The organism is Curtobacterium citri, assembly GCF_030362955.1.
Lineage (GTDB): Bacteria > Actinomycetota > Actinomycetes > Actinomycetales > Microbacteriaceae > Curtobacterium > Curtobacterium citri.
The window spans coordinates 21,939-47,731 of sequence record NZ_JAUCML010000008.1 but is presented as its reverse complement, the minus strand read 5'-3'; the positions used below and the strand labels follow the sequence as shown (position 1 = coordinate 47,731).

Genomic DNA, 25,793 nt, shown 5'->3' with positions numbered 1-25,793 from the left:
CACCGCACGTCGCCTCCCCTCCACAGGCGGTCCGGTCGAGATCCGCGCTCACCGACCCGGCGCAACAGGGTCACCGACGAGGCAGCCCGCGTACGGTCTCCGGCATGAGAACCCGCACCCTCGTCGCACTGCTCACGTCCGTCATCGGTGGCCTGGCCGTCGTCGGCGGCGGGGCGTTCGGCGCCAGGGCCGGGATCCGCGGGCAACGAGCGGCCTCGCAGCGCGTGGTCGACATGCTGCCCGTGCACGCCGACTGGTGGCGGGAGCGCCTGCAGCACGAGGGGCAGCTGACCTACCTGGCGATCGGCGACTCCGCGGCACAGGGGGTCGGCGCCACCGCCCCCGGTCGCGGGTACGTCGGGCTCCTCGCACGGCGCATCCGCCACCGGTCGCGCATGTCGGTCCGCGTGGTGAACCTCAGCGTCTCGGGATCGACGACGTGGGGCGCGAAGCAGGACCAGCTCCCGAAGCTCCGCAACTACACGCCGGACGTGTGCACGGTGTCGATCGGGGCGAACGACATCGCCGACTTCCACCCGGACAAGTTCGAGCGCAACATCCGCGCGATCTACGGGGCCGTGCCGTCGCACGCGATCGTCGCCGAGCTGCCGTGCATGTTCGTGCCGGACCGGGAGCGCAAGGTCGCGGTCGCCAACGAGATCGTGCACCGCGTCGCGGGTGAGTTCGGGCTGACGGTGGCCCCCCTGCACGTCATCACGAAGCGCGTCGGGCTGCGCCGGACGTTCTTCAACAGCTACGGCGACCTGTTCCACCCGAACGACCGGGGGTACGAGATCTGGGCGAGCGCCTTCGAGCCGGCGGTCGACGCGCGGGTCGACACGGTGGCTGCGATCCGTCACTACCTGTCCGCTCGCGAGGCCGAGGACCTCGGCAGCGAGGCCGGCGCCGTCGCGAGCGCACGGGCGGAGCAGGACAACGAGCACGCGGAGGAGCTCGAGCACGGCGAGCGTCCGGGTCGGGTCGAGCGCCTGCGCCAGCGCGTGACCGGCGCGATCCCGCTGCCCGTGCGGAGCGGCGAGCCCGAGCACGACCACGACCACGACGACGACGAGCACGACGACCAGCAGCCGCACGCGAACAAGCACGTGCAGGCGCAGGGCGCTCCAGCACCCGACACCGACTAACCCGGCAACGGCACCGGCACCGGCACCGGACACGACCGACCGCACGCCCCCGCACACCGCGCAGAGCCGGACGGACAGCACGGCGGTGTCGGCGGAGCGGCATAGCCTCGATCCATGGCGCGCACCCAGTCCCTCTACCGCTGCACGGAGTGCGGGTGGACCAGCATCAAGTGGGTCGGCCGCTGCGGCGAGTGCCAGGCGTGGGGCACCGTCGAGGACACGACCGCCGCATCGGCGAGCTCGCGCGGCACCGCTCCGGTCGCCGTCGCTGGCACCCGCGTGGCCCGCCCCATCACCGAGGCACGCGGCACCGCGGTGCAGCGGTGGAACACCGGCATCGGTGAGTTCGACCGCGTGCTCGGCGGCGGGATCGTCCCCGGGGCCGCCGTGCTGCTCTCCGGTGAGCCGGGTGTCGGCAAGTCGACGCTGCTGCTCGAGGTCGCCTCACGCGCCGCGGCGACGGGCAAGCGCGTCCTCTACGTCAGCGCCGAGGAGTCCGTCGACCAGGTCCGGCTCCGTGCCGAGCGCACAAACGCCATGCACGACCAGCTCTACCTGGCGAGCGAGGTCGATCTCGGTGTCATCCTCGGCCAGATCGACCAGGTGCAGCCCGACCTCGTGATCGCCGACTCGGTGCAGACGATCTCGTCGAGCACGATCGACGGCATCGCGGGCGGCACGTCGCAGGTGCGTGAGGTCGCCTCGACCCTGATCCGCGTGGCGAAGGAGCGGGGCCTCCCCGTCCTGATCGTCGGACACGTCACGAAGGACGGCACGATCGCCGGACCGCGGCTGCTCGAACACCTCGTCGACGTGGTCTGCCACTTCGAGGGCGACCGGCAGACGGCCCTGCGCTTCGTCCGGGCGCTGAAGAACCGGTTCGGCCCGACGGACGAGGTCGGCTGCTTCGACATGGCCGGCGACGGCATCCACGAGGTCCCCGACCCGAGCGGGCTCTTCATGTCGCGGAACGGCACGCCCGTGTCCGGGACCTGCGTGACCGTGGCCCTCGAGGGTCGCCGCGCACTGCCGGTCGAGGTGCAGGCGCTCGTCGTGCCGAGCTCGGCCCCGCAGCCGCGACGGGTCGTGAACGGGGTGGACGCGTCGCGCGTCGCGATGCTGCTCGCGGTCCTCGAACGTCGGGCGGGGCTGAAGCTCTCCGATGCCGACGTCTACGTCTCGACGGTCGGCGGCATGAAGCTCACGGAGCCGGGCGCCGACCTCGCGATCGCGCTGGCCCTGGCCAGCGCCGCCCGTGACCGCCCGTACCCGCACACGCTCGCGGCCATCGGCGAGATCAGCCTCGCGGGCGAGATCCGCCCGGCGACCGGGGCGAAGCAGCGAGCGAGCGAGGCATCCCGGCTGGGCTTCACCACGGTGCTCGGCGCAGACGCGGAGCACCTGCGCGAAGCGCTGCGCGCCGCGTTCTCGCTGACGCAGTCCGTCCGCGAGCGCGAGCTCGACCGCGCGTTCTGACGGACGCGCGGTCGCCGGTCGGAGGTGACCAGCGCCTCCAGGCCGGAACCCGGAAGCGCAGCAAGCCCAGCAGCCCGGAAGGCAGCCGCGGCCTACGCGCGCAGCGCGGCCAGCAGGTCCGCCGGCGCCGCCTGCATCGTGTGCGGCCCGGCGATGTCGAAGAACACGCCCTCGAGCGAGTCGAGGTGCGCAGCGAGGAACTCCTCGAGCCTGGGCCCGTCGTAGACCATGACCTGCCGGACCTTCTCGTCCGGCACCATCGCGGTGTAGGCGTCCGCCGACGAGAAGAGCAGCAGGATGCGCCTGTCCGAGCCCTCGCGCCCGAACACCCGGACCTGCATGTCCTTCTTCCCGGTCACGAGCCGCGGGACGATCACGATGTCGTTGCGCAGGGCGAACGCGACCGCTGCGACGTCCTGCTTCGCGAGGGCCTCCTCGAGCTGTTCGCTCCGGAAGCGCTGTTCCTTGTCTGCCATCGCCCCTAGTCCACCAGATTCTCGCGCGTCGAGCGACCAGGAAGGCGAACCACCGCTGGCTGGGCGCGAACGGCCGTCTTCAGGCATCGCGACCGGCGATGTCCCGGATCCGCCGTCGATTTCTCCCCAGGACTCTTCCATTGCGGCGCTGGCGCGGTAGGTTGGTCACAACCGCTCCGGCGGGAGTCCATCGTTCTTCCGGTGCTCTGCACCTTCGAGCGCCATCGGTCACTGACCCTCTCAGGTCGCCTGGCCCCGAACCCGTGCCGCCGGCCCATGCCCGCGGAACGCAACGATCCGACGACACTCGTCGGCGGATCGGCGGCAGCAAGTGCCGTCCCGCAAGACAGGCAGCGAACGTTCGCCTGGCAAGAAAGTTAAGGAAACGCCATCATGGCAACTGGCACCGTCAAGTGGTTCAACAACGAAAAGGGCTTCGGCTTCATCGCTCCGGACGACGGCAGCGCTGACGTCTTCGCGCACTTCTCCGCGATCGCTGGCAACGGCTACAAGTCGCTCGAGGAGAACCAGAAGGTGGAGTTCGAGATCACCGAGGGCCGCAAGGGCCCGCAGGCCGAGAACATCTCGGTCATCGGCTGACCTCAGCTGCTCGGAACGGGCTCGTCGTCTTCGGACGGCGGGCCCGTTCGCTGTTCCCGGGGGGTCGAGCGGGCGCGCCGCGGGCCGTTCGGCGCACATTGCTAGACAACCTAGCGATGTGCCGTACCGTTGACGCATGACTTCCTCGCACCCTGGGCCGGAAGACAGCGCGCAGCCCTTCGACCTGCAGACGTTCATCGACGACTTCCTCACCGGCCTCGACCCCGAGACCGTCGACGAGCACCGGCACTAGCCCCGAACCGCGCTCGGGGCGGACCGGCCCGCGCGTTCTGGATACCCTGCTCCCATGACGCAGGACGCCCGCTGCAGCTCGGTGTGGTGGCGGTTCTCCTGCACCCGGTCGCTCGGCCACGGCGGGTTGCACCGGGACACGACGCCGGGCAGCCTCGCGGAGTGGAACGACGTCGGGTCCGGCGATCAGTTCCGGGGGATCGACGACGTCGCCGACCCGCACCACCGCTGATCAGTGGGCCTCCTCGGCATGCCGGAGCATGCTGGCCCGCGACATTGGTGTTCTGCTTGCTCATGGGGAGCGGCTTCGTTGTGTACGTCGACGAGAGCGGCGATCACAGCCTGACGAGCATCAACCCGGACTACCCGATGTTCGTTCTCGCCTTCACGGTGTTCCCGGTCGACCTCTACGTCGAGCGCGTCGTGCCCCTGGTGCAGCGGCTGAAGTTCGACTTCTTCAACCACGACATGGTCGTCCTCCACGAATGTGAGATCCGGCAGTCGAAACCTCCGTTCGACATCCTCCTCAACGCTTCGACGAGGGAGCGTTTCATGCAGCGCATCGATGAGGTCTTCGACGAGCGCTTCGGGATCATCGCGACCGCCATACGCAAGAACGAGTTCCTGCAACGCGTCGGGAACAACGTCAGTCCGTACCATGTGGCGCTCGAGTACGGCCTCGAGCGTGTCTTCCTGCAACTCCAGGCGAGAGGCGTCTCGCACCTCGAGACGACGGTGGTCTTCGAGAGCCGTGGACGGTCGGAGGACCGTGAGCTCGAGGACGAGTTCGACAGAATCATGCAGCGCACGAAGATGCGCGGGATGCCGAACAGCTTCCGCTTCTGTATCGCACACAAGCAAGCGAACAGCACCGGCCTCCAGGTCGCCGATCTGGTCGCCCGGCCGATCGGCACCCATCTCCTTCATCCGGAGCGATCGAACCGCGCTTGGGACCGGATCCTCAACCGCATGCCGAAGGCCCCCGACGGCAGCGTGCGCGGATGGGGTCTCAAGGTCTACCCCTGAGCTCGCCGCTCGGTGCGCGCAGGGTACGGGCAAGCGAAAACCCCCGGACCAGCCGGGGGTTCGACGCCGATCGGGCATTCCCAATCCACTTGCCAGAATCGTACCAGGCCGGTCCGTCAGTTCAGGATGAACTGCGCCGACTCCTTCGACTCCAGGTCCCCCACCCCGACCTGCAGGTGGTAGCTGGCACCCCCACCGGTGACCGACGGCCGCGACGAGTCGCACGTCGTCGTCGAGGACCGCGTGCGATCCCACTCGATCGCCGGCGTCGTGAGCTCCTGGCCCGCCTTGATCGTCACGTCCTGGTTGGTGCCCCCGGTCTGGCAGTCCTTCGACGACCAGTACTGCTCCGCGCCGGAGCTGATGGTGAGCACCTGCTGCGCTGAGCCGAGGTCCATGTGGCAGGCGTCGGAGCCGGTGTTCTTGATCGACATCGCGATCTGCGGGTCCTCGGTGGGCCCGTAGGCGGTCTTGTCGAGGACGGGGGTGAGCTCGATCTGGTCGTCGGAGCAGGCGGCCGCATCTCCGGGAGCGGCGGAGGCGGACGGCGCCCCCGCGCTCGACGACGGTGCCGCAGACGGCGAGGACGACGGAGTCTGCGATGAACCCGCCCCGGTACCGGACTCCGCTCCGGACGACTCCCCTGCGGAGGCAGACGCCCCCGGAGCCGAGGCCGACGACGCCCCGCTCCCCCGGCCGACGACGATCAGGACGACCACGACGACGATGAGCAGCAGCACCCCGAGGACGAGCGCCCGACGGCGCCAGTAGACACGGGACGACTCGGGTCCGACGGGGCGGCGGAACGACGACATGCGCACAGGGTAGGGCGAACCGGACGCCCGCCCGCGGCGCGACGCCGGAGCACGCCTGAAAGCGTCAGAGGATCTTCAGCATGCGGGTGTTGCCGAGGGTGTTCGGCTTGACCCGGGCGAGGTCCAGGAACTCCGCGACCCCCTCGTCCGACGAGCGGACCAGCTCGGCGTACACGTCGGGTGCGACGACCTGCTCGCCGATCTCCAGGTACCCGTGCTTCGCGAAGAAGTCGACCTCGAACGTCAGGCAGAAGATCCGGGCGACCGCGAGCTCGCGGGCGTCGTGCTCGAGGGCCTCGAGCAGCCGGTGCCCCACGCGCTTGTGGATCCAGTCTGCGTCGAGTGCGAGCGTGCGGACCTCGGCGATGTCGTCCCAGAAGACGGCGAGGGCGCCGCAGCCGATCGGCACGCCGTCCGGTCCCTCGGCGATCCGGAACTGCTGGATCGAGCCGTAGAGCGCGACGTTCTCCTTGCCGAGGAGGATGCGCCGGTCGACGTACGGGGCGATGAGCCGCTGGATGTGCGGCACGTCGGACGCCAACGCTGGCCGCACCCGGATGCCGTGCTCGTCGCGCTCGTCGAACGTTGGTGTCCCGCTGCCACTCATCCCGTCGAGCATAGGCCAGCCCGACGAGCACAGCGCAGCCCGACGAGCACAGGCCAGCCCGACGAGCACAGCGCAGCCCGACGAGCACAGGCCAGCCCGACGAGCACAGGCCAGCCCGACGAGCACCGGGCAGGGGGACACCGCCCTGGACCGCGCCCAGCAGCACCGGCCTACCGTTCACCTCGAACCCGAGCAGCACGACGAACGAAGGAGCGAGCATGCCCCAGATCATCGAGACCGTCGACGTCAACGTCCCCGTCCGCCAGGCCTACGACCAGTGGACCCGGTTCGAGGAGTTCCCCACCTTCCTCGACGAGGTCGAGAAGATCGTCCAGGTCGACGACAAGACGACCGACTGGACCGTCAAGGTCGCCGGCCAGGAGCGCGACTTCCGCGCCGTCATCACCGAGCAGCACCCGGACGAGCGCGTCGCGTGGACCGTCAAGGACGGCGACGTCGAGCACGCGGGCGTGGTCACCTTCCACAAGCTGTCCGACAACGAGACCCGCGTCACCGCGCAGATCGACTGGGAGCCGACCGGCCTCCTCGAGAAGCTCGGCTCGGCCGTGGGTGTCGGCGGTCACGCCGTCAAGAAGGACCTGCACAACTACAAGGAGCGCGTCGAGAACGCCCCGACCGACTCCGGCTGGCGCGGTGACGTCCAGGCCTAGGACGTCCAGTACCGACTGACGGACGGGAGGCGCGGTGCCAGCTGGCACCGCGCCTCCCGTCCGTCTTCGGTCACCCCGCTGACGCGCACCCCGCGCTGGCAGAGTGGGGCCATGCAGCTGCTCCGCACCGCCCTCACCGGGACCGCGATCGCCACCGCCGGAAGCGTGGCCCTCGGGGCCGCTGCCGCCCGCCGGCTCCTCCACCCCGCCCCCTTCACCCCTGCGGAGTCGGAGCTGGTCTGGACCCGCGAACAGGACGTCCCGGGCACCGAGCCGGACGGAGTCGCCCCCGTGCACGTCGTCCACGTGCACGGGCAGTCGATCGGCCCGCAGCAGGTCCTCCGCGGCCTGCGGGTGTGGCGTGCCCTCGGCGCCGCGAACCAGGTGGTCGACACGACCGACCTGCCGCTGCGCTCCCTCGACCCGGTCGCCGTCGACCGCATCGCCGCCGCCGCGCACGCCGCTCGTGCCCGCGGCGCCGAGCGGGTCGTGCTGCAGGGCTGGTCCGCCGGTGCCCTCGCGGCGTCGGCTGCGGCTGCTCGGACGCCCGTCGACGGGATCGTCGGGGTGGCACCGCTGCTCGACGTCCGGTCGGCCCTGCGCGGCGCCGTGATCGCGGCTCGCTTCCCGGCGGCCGTCGGCGTCGTCGCCGGCCGCATCGCCACCACACCCGGGCTGAGCCGCCTGGCGGGGGTGCCGTACCCGCTCACCGTCACACGGTGGCAGGACGAGGGCACGCCGACGCTGCTCCTGCACTCCGCAACCGATCCGCTGGTCGCCGCGGACGACGTCGCCGCGCAGCGTGCCCGCGGTGCCACGACGGTCGCCTTCGACGAGGCCCGCCACACGCTCGAGTGGAACGAGGACCCGGAGCGCTGGGAGACCGCGGTCCGCGACTTCGCGGCCGCGCTCGGCTGACGCCGCGCACGCACCTGCTGACACGGAAGTGGCCCCGGTCGGGGGAGACCGGGGCCACTGACGTCCGACCCGTTGGGGGGAACCGGTCGGACATCGGGTGCGAGGCGTTGGGGGGAACCCCTCGCTCCGCCAACGGTACCCCCGGTCGAGGGCCACGTCCGCGCGCCGCCGGGAACACGCGCCGAGCGGATCGACGCCCCCCACGACGGACGGGAGGCGCGGTGCCAGCTGGCACCGCGCCTCCCGTCCGTCGGCTGGTCGCGTCCTAGGACTCGATCTCGCCCTGCGGGGTCTCCGCGGACTCGACCGCGGCCGCCCCGGCGAGGACCTCTTCGCGACCCGGCTGACGCCCGGTCTCGAACTGGAACTTGCCCTCGGCGAAGTCGACCTTCACGTGGTCGCCGGCGTTGAGCTCACCCTGCAGGATGTGCTCGGACAGCTGGTCCTCGACCTCGTGCTGCATCGCGCGGCGCAGCGGTCGGGCACCGAGGGCCGGGTCGAAGCCGACCTTGATGAGCTGCTCCTTGGCGGGGAGCGTGAGCTCCACCGTCATGTCGCGGTCGAGCAGGCGGTCCGCCAGGCGCTTCACGAACAGGTCCACGATCTGCAGCAGCTCGGACTGCGAGAGCTGCGGGAACACGATCGTGTCGTCGACGCGGTTCAGGAACTCCGGCTTGAAGTGCTTCTTGAGCTCCTCGTTCACCTTCGAGCGCATGCGGTCGTAGCCGACGGCCGAGTCACCCTCGACCTGGAAGCCCACCGGGCCACCGGCGATGCCCTGCGAACCGAGGTTCGTGGTCATGATGATGACGGTGTTCTTGAAGTCGACCACGCGGCCCTGACCGTCGGTCAGGCGACCCTCTTCGAGGACCTGCAGCAGCGAGTTGAAGATGTCCGGGTGGGCCTTCTCGATCTCGTCGAACAGGACCACGGAGAACGGCTTGCGGCGCACCTTCTCGGTGAGCTGGCCGCCCTCCTCGAACCCGACGAACCCGGGAGGGGCACCGAAGAGTCGCGAGACGGTGTGCTTCTCGCCGAACTCCGACATGTCGAGGGAGATCAGCGCGCCCTCGTCGTCGAACAGGAACTCGGCCAGCGCCTTGGCGAGCTCGGTCTTGCCGACGCCCGTGGGGCCGGCGAAGATGAACGAGCCCGAGGGGCGGTTCGGGTCCTTCAGACCGGCGCGGGTGCGGCGGATGGTCTTCGAGAGGGCCGAGATGGCTTCCTCCTGACCGATGACGCGCTCGTGCAGGGCCTTCTCCATGAAGACGAGACGCGAGGTCTCCTCCTCGGTGAGCTTGAACACCGGGATGCCCGTGGCCTGGGCCAGGACCTCGGCGATGATGCCCTCGTCGACGGTGCCGGACGCGGCGACGTCACCCGCACGCCACTGCTTCTCGAGGCGGAGTCGCTCGCCGAGGAGCTTCTTCTCCTCGTCGCGCAGGCTCGCGGCCTTCTCGAAGTCCTGCTCCTCGATGGCGGCTTCCTTCTGCCCGCGGACCGTCGAGATCTTCTCGTCGAACTCGCGGAGCTCCGGCGGCGCCGACAGGATCGACAGGCGGAGGCGTGCGCCGGCCTCGTCGATCAGGTCGATCGCCTTGTCCGGCAGGAAGCGGTCCTGCACGTAGCGGTCCGCCAGGTTCGCCGCGGCGACGATCGCGCCGTCGGTGATGGACACCTTGTGGAACGCCTCGTACTTGTCGCGGAGGCCCTTGAGGATGTTGATCGCGTGGGGCAGCGACGGCTCGTTGACCTGCACCGGCTGGAAGCGACGCTCGAGTGCGGCGTCCTTCTCGAAGTGCTTGCGGTACTCGTCGAGCGTGGTCGCACCGACCGTCTGCAGCTCACCACGGGCGAGGAGCGGCTTGAGGATCGACGCGGCGTCGATCGCGCCCTCGGCAGCACCGGCACCGACCAGCGTGTGGATCTCGTCGATGAAGACGATGATGTCGCCGCGGGTGCGGATCTCCTTCGTGACCTTCTTGAGGCGCTCCTCGAAGTCACCGCGGTAGCGGGACCCGGCGATGAGCGACCCGAGGTCGAGCGAGTAGAGCTGCTTGTCCTTCAGCGTCTCCGGGACGTCGCCCTTGACGATCGCCTGGGCGAGGCCCTCGACGACCGCGGTCTTGCCGACGCCCGGCTCACCGATCAGGACGGGGTTGTTCTTCGAGCGGCGGGAGAGGATCTGCATGACCCGCTCCATCTCCTTCTCGCGCCCGATGACCGGGTCGAGCTTGCCGTCGCGCGCGGCCTGGGTGAGGTTCCGACCGAACTGGTCGAGGACCTGCGAACCCTGCTGGGCGTTCTGCTGCTGCTCGCCGCCGACGGCGACCGCTTCCTTGCCCTGGTAGCCGGACAGGAGCTGGATGACCTGCTGGCGGACGCGGTTGAGGTCCGCGCCGAGCTTCACGAGGACCTGGGCGGCGACGCCCTCGCCCTCGCGGATGAGGCCGAGCAGGATGTGCTCGGTTCCGATGTAGTTGTGACCGAGCTGCAGCGCCTCGCGCAGGGACAGCTCGAGCACCTTCTTGGCGCGCGGCGTGAACGGGATGTGCCCGGTCGGCTGCTGCTGGCCCTGCCCGATGATGTCCTGGACCTGCTCGCGGACGGCATCGAGCGAGATGCCGAGCGACTCCAGCGCCTTGGCGGCGACGCCCTCGCCCTCGTGGATGAGGCCGAGGAGGATGTGCTCGGTGCCGATGTAGTTGTGGTTGAGCATCTTCGCTTCTTCTTGAGCGAGGACGACAACACGACGGGCTCGGTCGGTGAATCTCTCGAACATGTGCTCTCCCTTGCCGGGCTCGTGGGAGCTCGGTGACGTACATCGAGACTAACCAGCGGACCCCCGCAGGGCTGCCCCTGTTCGCCGTGGGCGTGACCTCTCTTCGCCGCGCGGGCAGCGGTCGGTCACGGACGCCGAGCTGCGCGCCCGACGGCCCGTCGGAAGCGGCGGGGTTCGACCCCGATGCGCTCCAGCACGTCGTGCGCTGCTCCCCAGGACGGATCGTCGACACCGTCGCAGAGTGCGAGCAGCACGTGGTGCGGGCGCACCCGCTCGAGCGGGCCGGCGAGTTGCGCTGCCCGGGCCAGGACGCGGACAACCGCGGGGGTGCACGCGATGCGGTCGTCCTCGTGGGGCACCGTGGCGCCGACCTCACCGCACGGAGCGATCTCGTGCCGGACCGCCGCGACCGTCACGCCGTGCGCGTCCAGGACGGCTCGGAGACGCGGCATGCCGGTGCACAGTGTGACGGCCGCGACGAGGAGGGAAACACCAGTCGGACCGAGGGAGTCGGTGGAGTGGGCGGGTACGCTGCGGCCATGGAGCAGCCCGTCGTCGGCCTCGTCGTCCACCCCACCAAGAACGTGCAGGAGTCGATCGCGACCCTGCAGCGGTGGAACGCCTCCGGTCGCGGCCAGCTCGTCGCCCGTCGGGCCGACGCGCAGCGCATCGGTGGGGGCGTCGACGTCATCGGCGACGACGACTTCACCGACCAGGTCGACCTGGTCGTCGCGCTCGGCGGCGACGGCACGATGCTCGGCGCCATGCGGCTCGTCGCCAAGCGTCCGGTCCCGGTGCTCGGCGTGAACTACGGCAACGTCGGCTTCCTCGTCGAGATCGAGCCGCCCGAGCTCGAGCACGCGCTCGACCGGCTGTCCGCCGGCGACTACCAGCTCGAACCGCACCACGCGCTCGAGGCCCGGCTGTCCTGGAGCGGCGCCCGCACCGACTACCTGGCCTTCAACGACCTGACCGTGGTGCGACGACCCGGTGCCGGGCAGGTGTCCGCCGACCTCAGCGTCGGCGGGCTCGGCTACGGCTACTACCGTGCGGACGCCATCGTCGCCGCGACGCCCGCCGGCTCCACCGCGTACAACTACGCCGCGGGCGGACCGGTGCTCTCCCCCGCGCTGTCCGGCTCCGTCGTCACGCCGGTCGCACCGATGGCGGGCATCGACCGGTCCGTGGTCCTCGCCGCCCGCGAGCGCTACCGGTTCGACATCGCCGAGGGCACACGGAGCGCCGCGCTCGAGGTCGACGGGCTCGTCGTGGGCGAGGTGGCGACCGGTGCGCAGATCGACGTCCGACTGCGGAAGGACGCCGGGAGCGTGGTGCGGCTCGACGCCGAGCGGCACGGACGCACCGGCCGGGTGAAGCTCAGCCTGCTCGACCTGCCGGTGCGGCCGGACCAGCTCATCGAGCTCATCCCGCACGACCTGCGCCAGAAGCTCGGCCGCGAGCTCGAGGACTAGCGGAGACCGCCGGGCAACCTCCGGGCAGCTCGGCCCCGGACAGACGAGTGGCCCGTCCAGGCAGTGCCTGGACGGGCCGTCCCATCACCCCACCGGGCAGCCTTCCCACAGGACGACCCGGTTCCCCCAGCCGACGCGCTCGCGTCGGCCGAAGCCTGCTGACCTCAGTCGGTCAGGTACAGCTGCATGTCCTGGCTCACGGCCTTCGCGAACAGGCGCAGCTTCGCACGCGACTCGACACGGCTGACCGCCTGACGGGTCGTGTGGACGATCTTCGAGATCTCGTCGAGCGTCATCGGCTTGTCGTCGTCCAGGCCGTAGCGCATGCGGATGACGTTGGCCTCGTCGCTCGGCAGCTCGGCGACGATGGAGCGGATGTCGCGGTGCAGGAGCGTCGTCTCGGTGAGCTCGTTCGGGCTCGCGGCGTCCTCGTCCTCGATGAAGTCACCGAGCTCGCTGTCGTCCGAGTCGCCGACCACGGTGTGGATCGACACCGGCTCGTGCGAGCGGCCCTTGAGGTCCAGGAGTTCCTCGGTGCTCATGCTGAGCTCGGCGGCGACCTCGTCGGGCATCGGCGCGCGGCCGAGGTCCACGGTCAGGTCGCGCTCGGTGCGCGAGATCTTGTTGATGAGCTCCACGGTGTGGACCGGGATGCGGATGGTGCGCGCCTTGTCGGCCAGACCACGCGAGATCGCCTGGCGGATCCACCAGGTGGCGTAGGTCGAGAACTTGTAGCCCTGCGTGAAGTCGAACTTCTCGACGGCGCGGACGAGACCGAGGTTGCCCTCCTGGATGACGTCCATGAAGGGGAGGCCGCGCTGCGAGTAGCGCTTCGCGATGCTGACGACGAGGCGGAGGTTCGAGGTGATCATGCGCTCCTTGGCGCGCTCACCGTCGCGGACGAGCCAGCGCAGCTCGCGCTGCAGCTTCTTGTCGATGCCGGCCTCGGTGTTGAGCTTCTCCTCGGCGAACAGCCCGACCTCGATGCGGCGGGCGATGTCGGCCTCTTCCTCGGCGGTGAGGAGCGAGAGGCGGCCGATGTGGCGGAGGTAGTCGCCGACCTGGTCGACCGACGCGCCGCGGACACCCGCGAGCTGCTCGTCGGCCTCGACCTCGACGGCCTCGAGCGTGGTGGTCTCCACCGCGGCGACGGCGGTCTTCGCGGCTGCTGCCTTCTTGCTGCGGCGCGCGGTGGTGGCGGTGGTCGTCGTCTTCGGTGCTGCGGTCGCGGTCGTCATGGTGACTCTCCCTGCGGTTCGACGGTGATGGCCTCGGTGGGGGGTGGTCATGAGTAAAGCGGTCGCAAGGTGTACCCCACAAACCGATCGGATCGATTCCCAGGGAACGCCGTGCTTCGCCTCCCGAACTGTCCCCCGCGGGGTACAGGCCCAACGACAGCATGCCCCCGCTGCAGGCCCGTGCACAAGGCGATCGGGCCGGATCTCCGGTGTTACAGCGGTGTTTCATCGGTCCCGCAGAGGGTGTACCCCGACCCGCTGCGCGGAGCGGACACGAAAACGGGGTACGGCGTTCCGGATCGTTGCGATCCGGACTCCGTACCCCGAAGACCGAGCGGCGGTCGGCGTCACCAGGAGGGTTCGAGCCACCCGTCCCGTCGCTCGGCGGTCTGGAGGTCGGCGTCGCGGTCGAACTCGTCGTACTCGCTCTCGAAGTCGCCGACGAGGCTGCGGCCGGTGAAGGCGTGCGTGCTGGACATGCGGACGATGCTCACCCCGGAGGGCGACGACGCGGTGAACGGCCGGTGACCGGTCGCGGTCGCTCAGACGTCGATGTCGTCGTCGTCGCCGTCCGACCAGACGGCGTCGCTCGCGGGATCGGGCAGCACGGAGTGACCGAAGGCGTCCTCGGGGTCGAGGTCCGCCGGTTCGGTCGGCTGTGCGTCCGTCCGTGCTGCGTCCACACGGACGAGTCGACCACCCGCCGGTGGACGGCGGGTGACGCGACCGGCACCCCGGGAGGTGCGGCGCTACTCCGCGGAGGTCGGTGCGGGGGCCGGGCGACCGTGCTCACGCTCGAAGCGTGCGCGCTCCTCGGCCTCGACCTTGGCGTAGGCGGACCGCTCGGTGCGGTCCGCTCGCATGATCGCGCGCATGACGAACCAGAAGATCAGGCCGACGACGACGGTCGGCGTCACGGCGAAGATGATCCCGGTCACGACTCCATCTGGCACCGGAGCATCGTACCTCGCTCCGCTGTGCCGGACGACGGCGCTACTTGACCAGCGGGAACAGGATCGTCTCGCGGATCCCGAGGCCGGTGATCGCCATGAGCAGGCGGTCGACGCCCATGCCCATGCCACCCGAAGGCGGCATCGCGTGCTCGAGGGCCCGCAGGAACTCCTCGTCGACACGCATCGCCTCGGGGTCACCGCCTGCGGCGAGCTTCGCCTGCTCGACGAAGCGCTCGCGCTGAACGACGGGGTCGACGAGTTCGGAGTACGCGGTCGCGAGCTCGAAGCCACGCACGTACAGGTCCCACTTCTCGACGACACCCGGGCGGGTGCGGTGCTGCCGGGTGAGTGGCGAGGTGTCGACCGGAAAGTTCATCACGAACGTCGGGGCGTGCAGCTTGTCCGAGTTGAAGTGCTCCCAGAGCTCCTCGACGTACTTGCCGTGCGTGGCGTGCGCGACCTCGACGCCCTCGGCCTCGGCGAGCGCCACCAGTTCGGACAGCGGGGTCTCCGGGGTGACCTCGTGTCCGGACGCCTCGGACAGGGACTCGTACATGTCCATGCGGGCCCAGTCGCCACCGAGGTCGTACTCGGTGCCGTCCGGCAGCGTGACGACGAGCGAACCGCCGGTCACCGCCTTCGTGGCGTTCTGCACGAGCTCCTGCGTGAGGTCCGCCATCTGCTCGTAGTTGCCGTACGCCTGGTACGCCTCGACCATCGCGAACTCGGGCGAGTGCGACGAGTCGGCACCCTCGTTGCGGAAGTTGCGGTTGATCTCGAACACGCGGTCGATGCCGCCGACGACCGCCCGCTTGAGGAACAGCTCCGGCGCGATGCGCAGGTACAGCTCGGTGTCGAAGGCGTTCGAGTGCGTCACGAACGGACGCGCCGAGGCGCCACCGTGCTGCGTCTGCAGCATCGGGGTCTCGACCTCGAGGTACTCGTGCCCGGTGAACGTCTGCCGGAGCGACGCCATGACGGCAGCGCGGGCGCGGACGGTCTCGCGTGCCTGGTCGCGGACGATGAGGTCGAGGTACCGCTGGCGGACCCGGGTCTCCTCGTTCAGCTCGTTGTGCAGGTTCGGCAGCGGCAGGATCGCCTTCGCCGCGATCTGCCACTCGTCGACCATGATGCTCAGCTCGCCGCGACGCGAGGAGATGACGCGACCGTGCACGAACACGTGGTCGCCCAGGTCGACGTACTCCTTCCACCGGGCGAGCGACTCCTCGCCCACCTCCGCCAGGGAGACCATCGCCTGGATGCGGGAGCCGTCACCGGACTGCAGCGACGCGAAGCAGAGCTTGCCGGTGTTGCGGGAGAACACGATGCGGCCGGCGACACCGACGACGTCCTGCGTCTCCTCGCCCGTCTCGAGGTGCGCGTACTGCTCGCGGACCGCCGGGATCGTCGTGGTGATCGGCAGTTCGGCCGGGTACGCCTCGATGCCCGCGTCGAGCAGCTTCGCCCGCTTGTCGAGCCGCACCTGTCGCTGCTCGCTGGTCTCGGCGGCGGCGAGCTCCTCGGCGGAGGGGCCGTCGCCCGAGGGCTCGGTGGCGGGTGCGGTCTCGTCGGTCATGCTGGTGCGGCTCCGATGGGTCGTGGGGATGCACCGATGGTACCGGCCGGTCGGACACGGTCCGGTCGACCGGCAGCACGCGACCGGATCGGGCCGGACCACGCAGACGGTCCGGTCGGAGGGACGAGCCCGCGGACGCTCCGATGGTCATACGATCGGAGCGCCCGTGGGGAGGGCCACCGACGGACCGTGCAGGCCCGGGTGCGCTACAGCGTCGCCTGGCCGTCGGCCGCGGCGAGGGCGTTGTCGACCGCCGAGCGGACGAGGGTGCCGAGGACCCGGCCGGGGTGCTCGACGCCGATCCCGGAGAGCGTGCCCGCGGACTGGTCGACGATCGCGGTCGAGAATGACACCGCGGCGCGCACGGCGTCGGCGTACGCGGGGCGGTCCTGCTCGGCGACGACGAACGGCTCCGCGCCCATCTCGACGACGAGCGCCTGGGCGATCGGGAGCACGGGCGCGGGAGCGGTCACGGCGCAGTACGCGTCACGGAGTCGGACGAGGTCGACGCTCGTGCCGGTGAAGGCCATCGCTGGGTGGATCGCGAGCGGGATGGCGCCGGCGGACATCGCCGGGCGCAGGACCTCGACGCCGTGGTCGGGACTCGTGTGCACGACGAGCTGTCCCGGCTGCCAGATGCCCGCGTCCGCCAGGCCCTGCACGAGCGAGGCGAGCTGGTCGTCCGGCACCGCGAGCAGCACGAGCTCGCTGCGCTCCACCAGTTCCGGTGTCGCGAGGACCGGCGCGCCGGGCAGCATGGCCTCGGCGCGGTCGCGTCCCGCGTCGGAGACGGCGGTCACCCCGACGACCGCGTGCTCCGCGTTCGCCAGTGCCGCACCGAGGACCGGTCCGACCCGTCCGGCGCCGACGATGCCGACGCCGAGTCGTCCGGCCCTCACCGCGCGGCTCCGGGTGGCGGCACGTCGGTCCACAGGACGGGAGGCGCGGAGCGCGTCCTGTCGTCGGCGCGCGACGTACCCGTGGGGGCGTCGGGGGCCGTGGTCGCCGCCCACTGCGGGTGCGGAGCGTGCGTGGCGGGGGTGGACCGGGCCTCCCGTTCGCGCCACCGGTGGGAGGTGTCGGCGGCGGCAGCCTCGACGGCGCGGTGCGCCGTCTCGGACCAGAGGCGCTGCGCGTCGCCCGCGTCGAGCGCGCCGATGCGGGGTGACACCGGTCCGGCGACCGTGTGGACGTGCGCCGAGGCGAGCCGGAGGACGCGCTCGAGCGGCCCCTGCTCGACCTTCACGCTCTGCACGCGCGGCAGCGGGACGATCACGAGCGACCGCCACACGGCGCCGAGGCGCAGGAGGACCGCGCCCTGGACGAACCGGTACCCGTTGCGGCGGGAGGAGAACGGCCGGAGCCAGGCACCACGTCGGGGCGAGTGCACGAAGCCGCCGCGGTCCCCGGTCGTGGTGAGGCTGTCGTCGACCACACCGACCGCCTCGGACGATCCCTCGCGGAGTGCCTCGCGGGAGGCGGTGGGGCCGACGACCGCGGCACCGACCAGTCCGGGGAGGATGATGTCGAGGACCTGCCGGACGTCCTCGGCCCGACCGACCGGCAGCACGATCGACGACGCCTGCTGGTTCGTCGACGCCCCGTTGCCGGCGTTCGTCGCACGGTTGATGCGGACGTCCCACCACCCGAACGGCCGCCACAGCAGCGGCTGCGCGACGCTCACGGCGTGGATGCGACCGGGCGGCAGTGTCTCGTTCGAGGTCGAGACGAGGCCGAAGCCGATGCGGATGCCGTCGCGGGTCTCGGCGATCGTGTACTGCAGCGAGCGCGAGAACTTGCGGACGGTGTAGCCGCCGGCACCGATGACCACGGGGAACAGGGCGAACAGGATGCCGTACTCACCGGTGACCGCGATGCTGACAACGATCGCCGCGACGACCACGACGAAGAACACGGTCGTGAACGAGAGCAGCATCGAGGCGATGAGCCGGCCCGGGTGGACCTTCACGACCCGGGTGGCCCGGACGGCGGCGGGGTCGAGCTCCGGCGAGAAGAGCTCGTCGACGCGGTCCTGCAGCACGCCGTTCGAGCCCCGCACCACGGTCTGCTCGTCGTCCTGCGCGCCCGAGGCCAGGACGAGGATGCGCGACCGCAGGTCGTCCGCCGCGCGGGCGCCGAGGTAGGCGAGCTGCACGTTCGCGTCGTTGCCGGCTTGCGCGATCTCGAGCTTCGCGGTGCCGAAGATCCGCGGGACGACGGGTCGCGAGATGTTGATGCCCTGGATGCGGTCGAGCCGCGCCTTCCGGTGGTTCCGGAACAGCACGCCGGACCGGACCTCGACGACGTCGCCGGTCACGCGGAACTCGTGCATCCGCCAGGACACGTAGAAGAGCCCGATCAGCACGACGAGCAGCACCACGATCGCGAGCGCCACCCAGCCGACGGCCCCGTGCTCCCACACGTAGCGGACGGGGTCGCCGTCGTCCTGCGGCCCCTCGCCCGGCACGAAGAACTCCAGCACCTGGTCGCGGAGGTTGTTCAGGACGTACCCGAGGACGACGATCAGGAAGATGCCGCCCTTCAGCAGGGGCGTCAGGGGGTGCAGACGGTGCCACTCGCCGTCGGTCAGGGGTGCTGCCGCGGCCGCGTTGCCCCGTCGTGGTGGCGCGGGTGGGGGCGGTCCGGGTCGGAAGGTCATCGTCGTCCCCTAGAGCCCGGCGCGGCGGGACTCGGCGAGCTCGACGAGTCGGTCGCGCAGCTCGTCGGCGTCCGCGGCGGGGATGCCCGGGATGCGGACGTTGGTCGACGCGGCGGCGGTCACGAACTTCAGCTCGCTGAGCCCGAGGATCCGGTCGAGCGGCCCGCGGTTCACGTCGACGAGCTGCATGCGCCCGTACGGCACGGCGGTGAAGCGCTGCCACATCAGGCCGCGGCGGAGCACGAGGTCGTCGTCGCGCAGGGCGTACCCGATCGCACGGACGCGGCGGGGCGTGAGGACGGCGGTGACCAGGGCGACGAGGGCCACCGCGATCGCGACCAGGGTCCAGACCGTGCCCGCCGGCCCGCCGAAGCCGCCGAACAGCACCGCGAAGAGCACGCAGCCGGCGGTGACGACGACCCCGACCACCACGGTGCTGACGAGTTCGGTCCAGACGAGCTTCGTCGAGACACGCGTCCACTCGGTACCGGTCAGGCCGAGCCCCGCCTCGTCGAGTCGTTCGAGCGGCATCGCGGCCTCCTGCGGTCGTCGGTCAGTTCGCCGCCGTCCCGCCCCTCGGCAGGTCGTCATCGTCGTCGCCCGGTGGCGGCGCCATGCACATGCGCTCGGCGACGAGCGCGCACACCACGAGCACGAGACCGCCCCCGACCGCGACGGCGTTCGGCAGGACCGAGCCTAGCGGCGGCAGGGCCGAGCGGGTCAGGAGGTACACGAGCAGTCCGGCGGCGAAGGCACCGAGGAGCGCGCCCGCGATGCTCGAGGCCTTCGCGAGCACGACCACGCGGGTGGCGTACAGCGGGTCGACGGCGTGCTGGCGGGTCGCACCGTCACGGGCGTGCCGGCGGACGGGCCGGGCCATCGCGACGACGGCGACACCGATCAGGGCGAGGGTCACGCCGAGCGGCGTCGAGAGCAGCAGGGTCGGCGACTGACGCGACGCGAGCACGGCGTCGAGGGCGAACCCGGCGACGGCGGCCACGACGGCGACGCTGACGAGGGTGGATGCGCGGGTCGGCTTCACCGCGTGTGCTCCGGCCCCTGCTCGGTCCCCTGCCCGTCGAAGAGACGCGGCTCGTCGATGCGCTCCGTGTCGTCGCCGAGAGCGGCGAGCAGGTCGGCGACGGGCCCGGCACCGGGCAGCTCGGCGTCCGGGTCGGCGTCGAGCCACGGGGCGAGCACGAACGCCCGCTCCCCCGCGCGCGGGTGCGGCACGGTCAGGGTCGCGGTGTCGATCCGGAGGTCGTCGATCGCCACGACGTCGAGGTCGAGCGTGCGGTCGCCCCAGCGGACCTCGCGGGTGCGCCCGTGGTCGTCCTCGATGCCGTGCAGGGCGTCGAGCAACGCCTCGGGCGTCAGGTCGGTGTCGACCACGACGACGGCGTTCCGGTACCGCGGCTTCGTCGTGTCGAGCCCGTCGAGCGTCAGGGCGACGGACTCGACCTCGCGGCTCGACGCCAGCGGTCGGACGCCCGGCACCGCGGCGATCGCCTGCGCGGCCGCCCGCAGGGTGCTGCCGCGGTCGCCGAGGTTGGCGCCGAGGGCGATGACGGCGCGGGTCACTCTTCTTCCTCGGACACCGAGGAGCCGCCGCGACTGCGCCGGATCGTGATCGACACGTCCGTGAACGGCACGGTGATCGGCGCCTGCGGCTTGTGCACGGTGACCTCGGTCGCCAGCGCCGCGCGGTGCGTCAGGACCGCGGCGGCGATGCGCTCGGCGACGGTCTCGATGAGGTCGACCGGGTCGCGCTCGATCTCGGCGACGACCTGCTCGGCGAGCACCCCGTAGTGGACCGTGTCGTCGAGGTCGTCGCTGCCCGAGGCCGTGCGGGCGTCGACCTCGACGGCGACGTCCACGACGAAGTCCTGGCCGTCCTGCCGCTCGTGGTCGAAGACGCCGTGGTGTCCGCGTGCGCGGACCCCGGTGAGTCGGATGGTGTCCCTCATGTTCGTGCTGCCCTCCAGGCATCCCAGACGTCGAGCACGGCACGGGTCGGTGCCGGGTCGTGCACGCGGACGCCCCACGCGCCGCGCTCTGCCGCGAGCAGGCTGATCGCGGCGGTGGCGAGGTCCCGGTCGGCGGGCGGGGCTCCCGCGGGGCTGCCGACGCCGTCGAGGAAGCGCTTGCGCGACGCCGCGACGAGGACCGGCAGCCCGATCGACGCGAACCGCTCGTAGCCGGCCAGGATCTCCCAGTTCTGCGCACCCCGCTTGGCGAAGCCGAGGCCCGGGTCGATGACGACCTGCTCCTCGCGCACCCCGAGGACGATGAGCTCCGCGACCCGGAACTCCACCTCGCGCCGGACCTCCTCGACCGCGTGCGTGTACTCGGCGTTCCGGTACATGCGGTCGCTGTGCCCGCGCCAGTGCATGACGACGAAGCCGGTGCCCGTGTCGCGGACGACGCGGACCATGTCGGGGTCGGCCAGACCGCCGGAGACGTCGTTCACCACGACCGCACCGGCCGCCACGGACAGCTCCGCCGTGGAGGCGTTCATCGTGTCGACGCTCACCGCGATGCCCTCGGAGACGAGCTGCCGGACGACGGGCAGCACGCGCTCCTGCTCCACCGTCGGCGGGACCCGCTCGGCGCCGGGCCGGGTGGATTCACCGCCGACGTCGACCAGGTCGGCGCCGTTCGCCACGAGGTCACGGGCGTGGGCGACGGCGGCGTCCACCGCGAGGTGGAGGCCGCCGTCACTGAACGAGTCGGGCGTGACGTTGAGGATGCCCATGACACGCGTGCCCGACTGTGGGGGGTGGGCGGCGCGGCGCACCTCGGCGAGCCGGCGCGCGCGCCTCGTCGGCAGGTCGGTCATGCCGGGCTAGGCGGGGGCGATACCCGGGTTGCCGAACGGACGACGACGGGGCTTCGACGACGACTCGGGGTCGCCCTGCTCCGCCGCGGTCGAGGCGGCCTTGCCCGGGAACTCGATCGCCGGCAGGTTCGAGACCGGCCGCTTGTCGCTCGAGAGCCACTGCGGGCGCTCGGGCAGCTTGCGGACGTCCTTGAAGATCTCGACGAGCTCCGGCGCGTCCAGCGTCTCCTTGTCGAGGAGCTCCCCGGCCAGGCGGTCGAGGATGTCGCGGTTCGCGTTGAGCACCTCGTAGGCCTCGTCGTGCGCGGCCTCGAGCAGGGCGCGGGTCTCGGCGTCGACGGTCTCGGCGATGTTCTCCGAGTAGTCGCGGCCGCTGCCACCGCTCATGTCGCGCCCGACGAACGGCTCGCTCGAACCAGAACCGAGCTTGACGGAACCGACGGCACGGCTCATGCCGTACTCGGTGACCATCTTGCGCGCGGTCGAGGTGGCCTTCTCGATGTCGTTCGACGCACCCGTGGTCGGGTCGTGGAAGACGATCTCCTCGGCCACGCGACCGCCCATGGCGTAGGTCAGCTGGTCGAGCAGCTCGTTGCGGGTCACCGAGTACTTGTCCTCGAGCGGGAGCACCATCGTGTAGCCGAGGGCACGGCCGCGCGGCAGGATCGTGATCTTCGTGACCGGGTCGGTGTGCCGCATCGCCGCTGCCGCCAGGGCGTGGCCGCCCTCGTGGTACGCGGTGATGAGCTTCTCCTGGTCGGACATGATCCGGGTGCGGCGCTGCGGGCCGGCCATCACGCGGTCGACCGCCTCGTCGAGGGCACGGTTGTCGATGAGCTGCGCGTTCGAGCGCGCGGTCAGCAGGGCGGCCTCGTTGAGGACGTTCGCCAGGTCGGCGCCGGTGAAGCCCGGCGTCTTGCGGGCGAGGAGCTCGAGGTCGACGCTCGCGGCGAGCGGCTTGCCCTTCGCGTGCACCTCGAGGATCTGCTTGCGGCCCTGCAGGCTCGGCGCGTCCACGCCGATCTGGCGGTCGAAGCGGCCCGGGCGGAGGAGGGCGGGGTCGAGCACGTCGGGACGGTTCGTCGCGGCGATCAGGATGACGTTCGTCTTGCCGTCGAAGCCGTCCATCTCGACGAGCAGCTGGTTGAGCGTCTGCTCGCGCTCGTCGTTGCCGCCGCCGATGCCGGCACCACGGTGACGACCGACGGCGTCGATCTCGTCGATGAAGACGATGGCGGGGGCGTTCTGCTTGGCCTGGTCGAACAGGTCGCGGACGCGGCTCGCACCGACACCGACGAACATCTCGACGAAGTCCGATCCGGAGATCGAGTAGAACGGCACGCCCGCCTCACCCGCGACGGCGCGGGCGAGCAGGGTCTTGCCGGTGCCGGGAGGGCCGTACAGCAGCACGCCCTTCGGGATCTTCGCGCCGACGGCCTGGAACTTGGCCGGCTCCTGCAGGAACTCCTTGATCTCGTGGAGCTCCTCGATGGCCTCGTCGGAACCGGCGACGTCGGCGAAGGTGACCTGCGGGTTCTCCTTGTTGTTCATCTTCGCGCGCGACTTGCCGAACTGCATCACCTTCGAGCCGCCGCCCTGGGCGCTCGACAGGAGGAACCAGAACAGGGCACCGATGATGAGGAACGGCAGGATGATGCCGAGCAGGGACAGGAACCAGTTGCCCTGCTGCACGGTGTCGTTGTAGCCGTCGGGGAGGTTCGCGTCGTTGACCGCGCTGATGACCTCTTCGCCACGCGGCGTGGAGTAGTAGAACTGCTCCTTCGCGTTGCCGTCCTTGAGGGTGAGGTCGACGCGCTGCTCGGTCGAGTTCACGACCACGGACGAGACCTTGCCGTCGGCGAGCTGCTCGAGACCCTTCTGGGTGTCGATCTGCTGCGTGCCGGACTGCGCGATGACGCTCCAGCCGATGAAGATGCCGACCAGCGCGATGAGCACGTAGAGGTACGGGCCGCGGAAGATGCGCTTGAAGTTCATGTGATCCGGGCGCGATGGCCCGACACCTTTCTCTGCCGGAGTTGCGTGGTGGTCAGCATACGGCCGTCACTCTGTGGCGAGAATGGGTGTCCTCTGCGGGCGAACTGCACGCCCGCCCCCCGTCAGGAGTACACGTGCGGTGCGAGGACGCCGATGCCGCGTAGGTTCCGGTAGCGCTCGTCGTAGTCGAGGCCGTAGCCGACCACGAACGCGTCCGGGATCTCGAAGCCGGCGTACTTCACGTCGACCTCGACCTTGGCCGCCTCGGGCTTGCGGAGCAGCGCGACGATCTCGACGCTCGCGGCACCGCGGGACGCCAGGTTCTGCTTGAGCCACGACAGGGTCAGGCCGGAGTCGATGATGTCCTCGACGATGATGACGTCGCGGCCGTGCAGGTCGGTGTCGAGGTCCTTGAGGATCCGCACGACGCCCGACGACTTCGTGCCGGAGCCGTACGACGACACCGCCATCCAGTCCATCCGGGCCTGCATCTTGAGGTGCCGCGAGAAGTCCGCCATCACCATGACGGCGCCCTTCAGCACACCGACGAGCAGCGGGTCCTTGCCCGCGTAGTCGCGGTCGACCACCGCGGCGAGCTCGGCGAGCTTCGCGTCGATCTGCTCGGGGGTGAAGAGCACTTCGGACAGGTCTGCCTGGACGTCGGAGAGTTCCACCGGTCCAGGGTAACGGTCAGGACGCGGCGGTGAAGGCCACCCGCTCGCCCTCCCGCGTCGCCCGGACGCCCGGCAGGTCGATCGGTCCCTGCCCGCTCCAGTCCGTCACGAGCCGGCACACCTCGAGCGTCTGCACCCGGGAGAGCGTCACGCCGAACTCGCTCTCGACCGCGAGCCGGACGAGCCGCTGCCGGAGGGCCGGCGGGTTCGCGAGCAGCTCGGGCACGGACAGCGAGATGCCGGCCTCGGAGTGCTCGGCGAGGTCCTCGGCCATCTCCTCGGCGAAGTGGTCGAGGGCGGCGGCGTCCTCGCGGAGCTGCTCGGCCGTGCGCGCGAGGGCCTCGGGCACGCCAGGGCCGAGCTCACGCTCGAGGGTCGGCAGCAGGCTGCGCCGGACCCGCACCCGGGCGTACGCGGGGTCGTCGTTCTGCGGGTCGTCCCACGGCACGAGCCCCGCGGCGGCGCACGCCTGACGGGTCACGTGCCGCCGGAGCCCGAGCAGCGGGCGGCCGTAGGCCGGCCCCGCGGTCCGCCGCGCGAGCGGCGGCATGCCGGACAGTGCGTCCGGCCCGCTGCCGCGCAGCAGGCCCAGCAGCACCGTCTCGGCCTGGTCGTCGAGGGTGTGCCCGAAGAGCACGAGCGGTGACCCGGTGGCGGACGCGACGTCCGTGACGGCGGCGTGCCGTGCCTCCCGTGCGGCGCCCTCCGGACCGCCGTCCGGACCGACGGCCACCCGCCGGACGGTCACCGGGTCGAGTCCCAGTGCCGCGGCCTGCCGGGAGGCGCGGCTCGCCACCGCCTCGCTGCCCGCCTGGAGCGCGTGGTCGACCACGACCGCGCCGGCACGCAGGTCCTGCTTCGGCGCCTCGAACGCGGTGGCCGCGGCGAGCGCGAGCGAGTCCGGTCCGCCGCTCAGCGCGACCGTCACGAGGTCGCCCGACCGGACGACCCCGTCGGCCAGTGCCTGCGCGAGCAGCGTCCGCACCGCGAGGCGGGTCGCTGCGACGGCGGGGTCCAACCGGGGACGCGGAGAGATCACCCGGTAACGTTAGCCGCGCTTTCTTCCCGTACATGAGACCAGGAGCGCACCATGACCGCGTACGACGTCGTCGTCGAGATCCCCAAGGGCAGCCGCAACAAGTACGAGGTCGACCACGAGACCGGTCGCGTGTACCTCGACCGCGTGCTGTTCACCTCGTTCGTCTACCCGACCGACTACGGGTTCTTCGAGAAGACCCTGGCCGACGACGGCGACCCCGTGGACGCGCTGCTGCTGCTCGAGTACCCGACCTTCCCGGGTGTCGGCGTCAAGGTCCGACCGGTCGGCGTCTTCAAGATGAGCGACGAGGCCGGCAACGACGCGAAGGTCCTCGTGGTCCCCGCGAAGGACCCGCGCTGGCAGCACATCCAGGACATCACCGATGTCGACGAGCAGACCAAGAAGGAGATCGCCCACTTCTTCGAGCGCTACAAGGACCTCGAGCCGAACAAGTGGGTCAAGGCCGAGGGCTGGGGCGACGCCGCCGAGGCCGAGGCGATCGTGCAGGCCGGCCAGGCCGCGTACGTGCCCGCCGGTCACTGACGCACCGCGCACGCGAACGGCGCCCGCTCTCCGGTCG

29 protein-coding genes are annotated in these 25,793 nt (G+C 71.0%); 9 read left to right on the top strand and 20 right to left on the bottom strand.

The annotated features are described in order from the left end of the window. Window positions 1-104 precede the first annotated feature (104 nt). Both QUG92_RS12470 and radA read left to right on the top strand, forming a co-directional pair. The gene (locus tag QUG92_RS12470) at window positions 105-1,145 is read left to right on the top strand and encodes an SGNH/GDSL hydrolase family protein (protein ID WP_289459282.1); all 1,041 of its coding nucleotides are present in this window, start codon (window positions 105-107) and stop codon (window positions 1,143-1,145) included. Window positions 1,146-1,259: 114 nt separating this feature from the next. Then, on the top strand, window positions 1,260-2,621 hold the full coding sequence (gene radA, locus QUG92_RS12465; protein ID WP_289459281.1) for a DNA repair protein RadA: 1,362 nt from the start codon (window positions 1,260-1,262) through the stop codon (window positions 2,619-2,621). Between the two features lie 92 nt (window positions 2,622-2,713). On the opposite strand, the gene QUG92_RS12460 is transcribed toward radA, so the two are convergent. Further along, a complete protein-coding gene (locus tag QUG92_RS12460) occupies window positions 2,714-3,097 on the bottom strand; it encodes an SseB family protein (protein ID WP_069711843.1) in 384 nt (127 codons plus the stop codon). Window positions 3,098-3,490: 393 nt separating this feature from the next. On the opposite strand from QUG92_RS12460, the gene cspE reads away from it, so the two are divergent. The 3 genes from cspE to QUG92_RS12445 all read left to right on the top strand — a co-directional run bounded on the left by cspE (window position 3,491) and on the right by QUG92_RS12445 (window position 4,975). Further along, entirely contained in the window at window positions 3,491-3,697 is a 207-nt protein-coding gene (gene cspE / locus QUG92_RS12455; protein WP_022904520.1) for a transcription antiterminator/RNA stability regulator CspE, read from the top strand. A 307-nt stretch (window positions 3,698-4,004) separates the two neighbouring features. Next, window positions 4,005-4,181 carry a hypothetical protein gene (locus QUG92_RS12450; RefSeq protein WP_289459280.1) on the top strand — a complete coding sequence of 59 codons (177 nt, stop codon included), beginning with the start codon at window positions 4,005-4,007 and terminating at the stop codon, window positions 4,179-4,181. A gap of 80 nt (window positions 4,182-4,261) precedes the next feature. Next, on the top strand, window positions 4,262-4,975 hold the full coding sequence (locus QUG92_RS12445) for a DUF3800 domain-containing protein (RefSeq protein WP_289459279.1): 714 nt from the start codon (window positions 4,262-4,264) through the stop codon (window positions 4,973-4,975). 116 nt (window positions 4,976-5,091) lie between these two features. Here the strand turns inward: QUG92_RS12445 and QUG92_RS12440 are convergent, their stop codons facing one another. Both QUG92_RS12440 and QUG92_RS12435 read right to left on the bottom strand, forming a co-directional pair. Further along, entirely contained in the window at window positions 5,092-5,790 is a 699-nt protein-coding gene (locus QUG92_RS12440; protein WP_289459278.1) for a hypothetical protein, read from the bottom strand. Between the two features lie 64 nt (window positions 5,791-5,854). Continuing rightward, on the bottom strand, window positions 5,855-6,397 hold the full coding sequence (locus QUG92_RS12435; RefSeq protein WP_069712045.1) for an amino-acid N-acetyltransferase: 543 nt from the start codon (window positions 6,395-6,397) through the stop codon (window positions 5,855-5,857). 218 nt (window positions 6,398-6,615) lie between these two features. Between QUG92_RS12435 and QUG92_RS12430 the strand changes: the two genes are divergently transcribed. Both QUG92_RS12430 and QUG92_RS12425 read left to right on the top strand, forming a co-directional pair. Continuing rightward, window positions 6,616-7,068 carry an SRPBCC family protein gene (locus tag QUG92_RS12430; RefSeq protein ID WP_069711842.1) on the top strand — a complete coding sequence of 151 codons (453 nt, stop codon included), beginning with the start codon at window positions 6,616-6,618 and terminating at the stop codon, window positions 7,066-7,068. Between the two features lie 111 nt (window positions 7,069-7,179). Beyond that, on the top strand, window positions 7,180-7,986 hold the full coding sequence (locus QUG92_RS12425) for a hypothetical protein (RefSeq protein ID WP_289459277.1): 807 nt from the start codon (window positions 7,180-7,182) through the stop codon (window positions 7,984-7,986). Window positions 7,987-8,251: 265 nt separating this feature from the next. On the opposite strand, the gene QUG92_RS12420 is transcribed toward QUG92_RS12425, so the two are convergent. Both QUG92_RS12420 and QUG92_RS12415 read right to left on the bottom strand, forming a co-directional pair. Then, window positions 8,252-10,768 (bottom strand): ATP-dependent Clp protease ATP-binding subunit, encoded by a 2,517-nt coding sequence (locus QUG92_RS12420; protein WP_069711840.1) that lies wholly within the window; start codon window positions 10,766-10,768, stop codon window positions 8,252-8,254. Between the two features lie 125 nt (window positions 10,769-10,893). Further along, window positions 10,894-11,220 carry a hypothetical protein gene (locus QUG92_RS12415; RefSeq protein ID WP_289459276.1) on the bottom strand — a complete coding sequence of 109 codons (327 nt, stop codon included), beginning with the start codon at window positions 11,218-11,220 and terminating at the stop codon, window positions 10,894-10,896. An 87-nt stretch (window positions 11,221-11,307) separates the two neighbouring features. Here QUG92_RS12415 and QUG92_RS12410 point away from each other — a divergent pair, with 87 nt between their 5' ends. Next, the gene (locus QUG92_RS12410; protein WP_069711838.1) at window positions 11,308-12,240 is read left to right on the top strand and encodes an NAD(+)/NADH kinase; all 933 of its coding nucleotides are present in this window, start codon (window positions 11,308-11,310) and stop codon (window positions 12,238-12,240) included. A gap of 164 nt (window positions 12,241-12,404) precedes the next feature. Here QUG92_RS12410 and QUG92_RS12405 read toward each other — a convergent pair whose 3' ends face one another. The 15 genes from QUG92_RS12405 to tilS form a co-directional block, all read right to left on the bottom strand. Continuing rightward, window positions 12,405-13,478 (bottom strand): sigma-70 family RNA polymerase sigma factor, encoded by a 1,074-nt coding sequence (locus QUG92_RS12405; protein ID WP_069711837.1) that lies wholly within the window; start codon window positions 13,476-13,478, stop codon window positions 12,405-12,407. Between the two features lie 347 nt (window positions 13,479-13,825). Then, window positions 13,826-13,957 (bottom strand): hypothetical protein, encoded by a 132-nt coding sequence (locus QUG92_RS12400; RefSeq protein ID WP_259346175.1) that lies wholly within the window; start codon window positions 13,955-13,957, stop codon window positions 13,826-13,828. A gap of 63 nt (window positions 13,958-14,020) precedes the next feature. Then, window positions 14,021-14,161 carry a hypothetical protein gene (locus QUG92_RS12395; protein WP_289459275.1) on the bottom strand — a complete coding sequence of 47 codons (141 nt, stop codon included), beginning with the start codon at window positions 14,159-14,161 and terminating at the stop codon, window positions 14,021-14,023. A gap of 66 nt (window positions 14,162-14,227) precedes the next feature. Further along, the gene (locus tag QUG92_RS12390; protein WP_069711836.1) at window positions 14,228-14,431 is read right to left on the bottom strand and encodes a hypothetical protein; all 204 of its coding nucleotides are present in this window, start codon (window positions 14,429-14,431) and stop codon (window positions 14,228-14,230) included. A gap of 40 nt (window positions 14,432-14,471) precedes the next feature. Further along, window positions 14,472-16,007, bottom strand: a complete 1,536-nt coding sequence (gene lysS / locus QUG92_RS12385) for a lysine--tRNA ligase (RefSeq protein ID WP_289459274.1) — start codon at window positions 16,005-16,007, stop codon at window positions 14,472-14,474. Window positions 16,008-16,213: 206 nt separating this feature from the next. Beyond that, entirely contained in the window at window positions 16,214-16,906 is a 693-nt protein-coding gene (locus QUG92_RS12380; RefSeq protein ID WP_289459273.1) for a Rossmann-like and DUF2520 domain-containing protein, read from the bottom strand. After that, on the bottom strand, window positions 16,903-18,666 hold the full coding sequence (locus QUG92_RS12375; RefSeq protein ID WP_289459272.1) for a PH domain-containing protein: 1,764 nt from the start codon (window positions 18,664-18,666) through the stop codon (window positions 16,903-16,905). Before QUG92_RS12375 ends, QUG92_RS12380 begins: the two co-directional genes overlap by 4 nt. Before the next feature lie 9 nt (window positions 18,667-18,675). Continuing rightward, the gene (locus QUG92_RS12370) at window positions 18,676-19,197 is read right to left on the bottom strand and encodes a PH domain-containing protein (protein WP_182046937.1); all 522 of its coding nucleotides are present in this window, start codon (window positions 19,195-19,197) and stop codon (window positions 18,676-18,678) included. A gap of 22 nt (window positions 19,198-19,219) precedes the next feature. Then, entirely contained in the window at window positions 19,220-19,708 is a 489-nt protein-coding gene (locus QUG92_RS12365; RefSeq protein WP_289459271.1) for a DUF3180 domain-containing protein, read from the bottom strand. Next, window positions 19,705-20,247 (bottom strand): 2-amino-4-hydroxy-6-hydroxymethyldihydropteridine diphosphokinase, encoded by a 543-nt coding sequence (folK, locus tag QUG92_RS12360; protein WP_289459270.1) that lies wholly within the window; start codon window positions 20,245-20,247, stop codon window positions 19,705-19,707. Before folK ends, QUG92_RS12365 begins: the two co-directional genes overlap by 4 nt. Then, window positions 20,244-20,633 (bottom strand): dihydroneopterin aldolase, encoded by a 390-nt coding sequence (gene folB / locus QUG92_RS12355; protein ID WP_182046939.1) that lies wholly within the window; start codon window positions 20,631-20,633, stop codon window positions 20,244-20,246. Before folB ends, folK begins: the two co-directional genes overlap by 4 nt. Beyond that, a complete protein-coding gene (folP, locus tag QUG92_RS12350) occupies window positions 20,630-21,421 on the bottom strand; it encodes a dihydropteroate synthase (protein ID WP_069712044.1) in 792 nt (263 codons plus the stop codon). The genes folB and folP overlap by 4 nt, the downstream gene beginning before the upstream one ends. A 90-nt stretch (window positions 21,422-21,511) precedes the next feature. Then, complete coding sequence (gene ftsH / locus QUG92_RS12345) at window positions 21,512-23,500, bottom strand: ATP-dependent zinc metalloprotease FtsH (RefSeq protein WP_069711828.1); 1,989 nt, start codon at window positions 23,498-23,500, stop codon at window positions 21,512-21,514. A 122-nt stretch (window positions 23,501-23,622) separates the two neighbouring features. Next, a complete protein-coding gene (gene hpt, locus QUG92_RS12340; RefSeq protein WP_069711827.1) occupies window positions 23,623-24,174 on the bottom strand; it encodes a hypoxanthine phosphoribosyltransferase in 552 nt (183 codons plus the stop codon). Between the two features lie 16 nt (window positions 24,175-24,190). Then, entirely contained in the window at window positions 24,191-25,213 is a 1,023-nt protein-coding gene (gene tilS, locus QUG92_RS12335; RefSeq protein WP_289459269.1) for a tRNA lysidine(34) synthetase TilS, read from the bottom strand. Between the two features lie 51 nt (window positions 25,214-25,264). On the opposite strand from tilS, the gene QUG92_RS12330 reads away from it, so the two are divergent. Beyond that, on the top strand, window positions 25,265-25,756 hold the full coding sequence (locus tag QUG92_RS12330; RefSeq protein ID WP_289459268.1) for an inorganic diphosphatase: 492 nt from the start codon (window positions 25,265-25,267) through the stop codon (window positions 25,754-25,756). Window positions 25,757-25,793 lie beyond the last annotated feature (37 nt).

Bases quoted from the DNA above. Each gene is read 5' to 3' on its own strand.
- QUG92_RS12470 (WP_289459282.1), top strand. From the start codon at position 105: ATGAGAACCCGCACCCTCGTCGCACTGCTCACGTCCGTCATCGGTGGC.
- radA (WP_289459281.1), top strand. From the start codon at position 1,260: ATGGCGCGCACCCAGTCCCTCTACCGCTGCACGGAGTGCGGGTGGACC.
- QUG92_RS12460 (WP_069711843.1), bottom strand. From the start codon at position 3,097: ATGGCAGACAAGGAACAGCGCTTCCGGAGCGAACAGCTCGAGGAGGCC.
- cspE (WP_022904520.1), top strand. From the start codon at position 3,491: ATGGCAACTGGCACCGTCAAGTGGTTCAACAACGAAAAGGGCTTCGGC.
- QUG92_RS12450 (WP_289459280.1), top strand. From the start codon at position 4,005: ATGACGCAGGACGCCCGCTGCAGCTCGGTGTGGTGGCGGTTCTCCTGC.
- QUG92_RS12440 (WP_289459278.1), bottom strand. From the start codon at position 5,790: ATGTCGTCGTTCCGCCGCCCCGTCGGACCCGAGTCGTCCCGTGTCTAC.
- QUG92_RS12435 (WP_069712045.1), bottom strand. From the start codon at position 6,397: ATGAGTGGCAGCGGGACACCAACGTTCGACGAGCGCGACGAGCACGGC.
- QUG92_RS12430 (WP_069711842.1), top strand. From the start codon at position 6,616: ATGCCCCAGATCATCGAGACCGTCGACGTCAACGTCCCCGTCCGCCAG.
- QUG92_RS12425 (WP_289459277.1), top strand. From the start codon at position 7,180: ATGCAGCTGCTCCGCACCGCCCTCACCGGGACCGCGATCGCCACCGCC.
- QUG92_RS12420 (WP_069711840.1), bottom strand. From the start codon at position 10,768: ATGTTCGAGAGATTCACCGACCGAGCCCGTCGTGTTGTCGTCCTCGCT.
- QUG92_RS12415 (WP_289459276.1), bottom strand. From the start codon at position 11,220: ATGCCGCGTCTCCGAGCCGTCCTGGACGCGCACGGCGTGACGGTCGCG.
- QUG92_RS12410 (WP_069711838.1), top strand. From the start codon at position 11,308: ATGGAGCAGCCCGTCGTCGGCCTCGTCGTCCACCCCACCAAGAACGTG.
- QUG92_RS12405 (WP_069711837.1), bottom strand. From the start codon at position 13,478: ATGACGACCGCGACCGCAGCACCGAAGACGACGACCACCGCCACCACC.
- QUG92_RS12400 (WP_259346175.1), bottom strand. From the start codon at position 13,957: ATGTCCAGCACGCACGCCTTCACCGGCCGCAGCCTCGTCGGCGACTTC.
- lysS (WP_289459274.1), bottom strand. From the start codon at position 16,007: ATGACCGACGAGACCGCACCCGCCACCGAGCCCTCGGGCGACGGCCCC.
- QUG92_RS12375 (WP_289459272.1), bottom strand. From the start codon at position 18,666: ATGACCTTCCGACCCGGACCGCCCCCACCCGCGCCACCACGACGGGGC.
- QUG92_RS12370 (WP_182046937.1), bottom strand. From the start codon at position 19,197: ATGCCGCTCGAACGACTCGACGAGGCGGGGCTCGGCCTGACCGGTACC.
- folB (WP_182046939.1), bottom strand. From the start codon at position 20,633: ATGAGGGACACCATCCGACTCACCGGGGTCCGCGCACGCGGACACCAC.
- folP (WP_069712044.1), bottom strand. From the start codon at position 21,421: ATGGGCATCCTCAACGTCACGCCCGACTCGTTCAGTGACGGCGGCCTC.
- ftsH (WP_069711828.1), bottom strand. From the start codon at position 23,500: ATGAACTTCAAGCGCATCTTCCGCGGCCCGTACCTCTACGTGCTCATC.
- QUG92_RS12330 (WP_289459268.1), top strand. From the start codon at position 25,265: ATGACCGCGTACGACGTCGTCGTCGAGATCCCCAAGGGCAGCCGCAAC.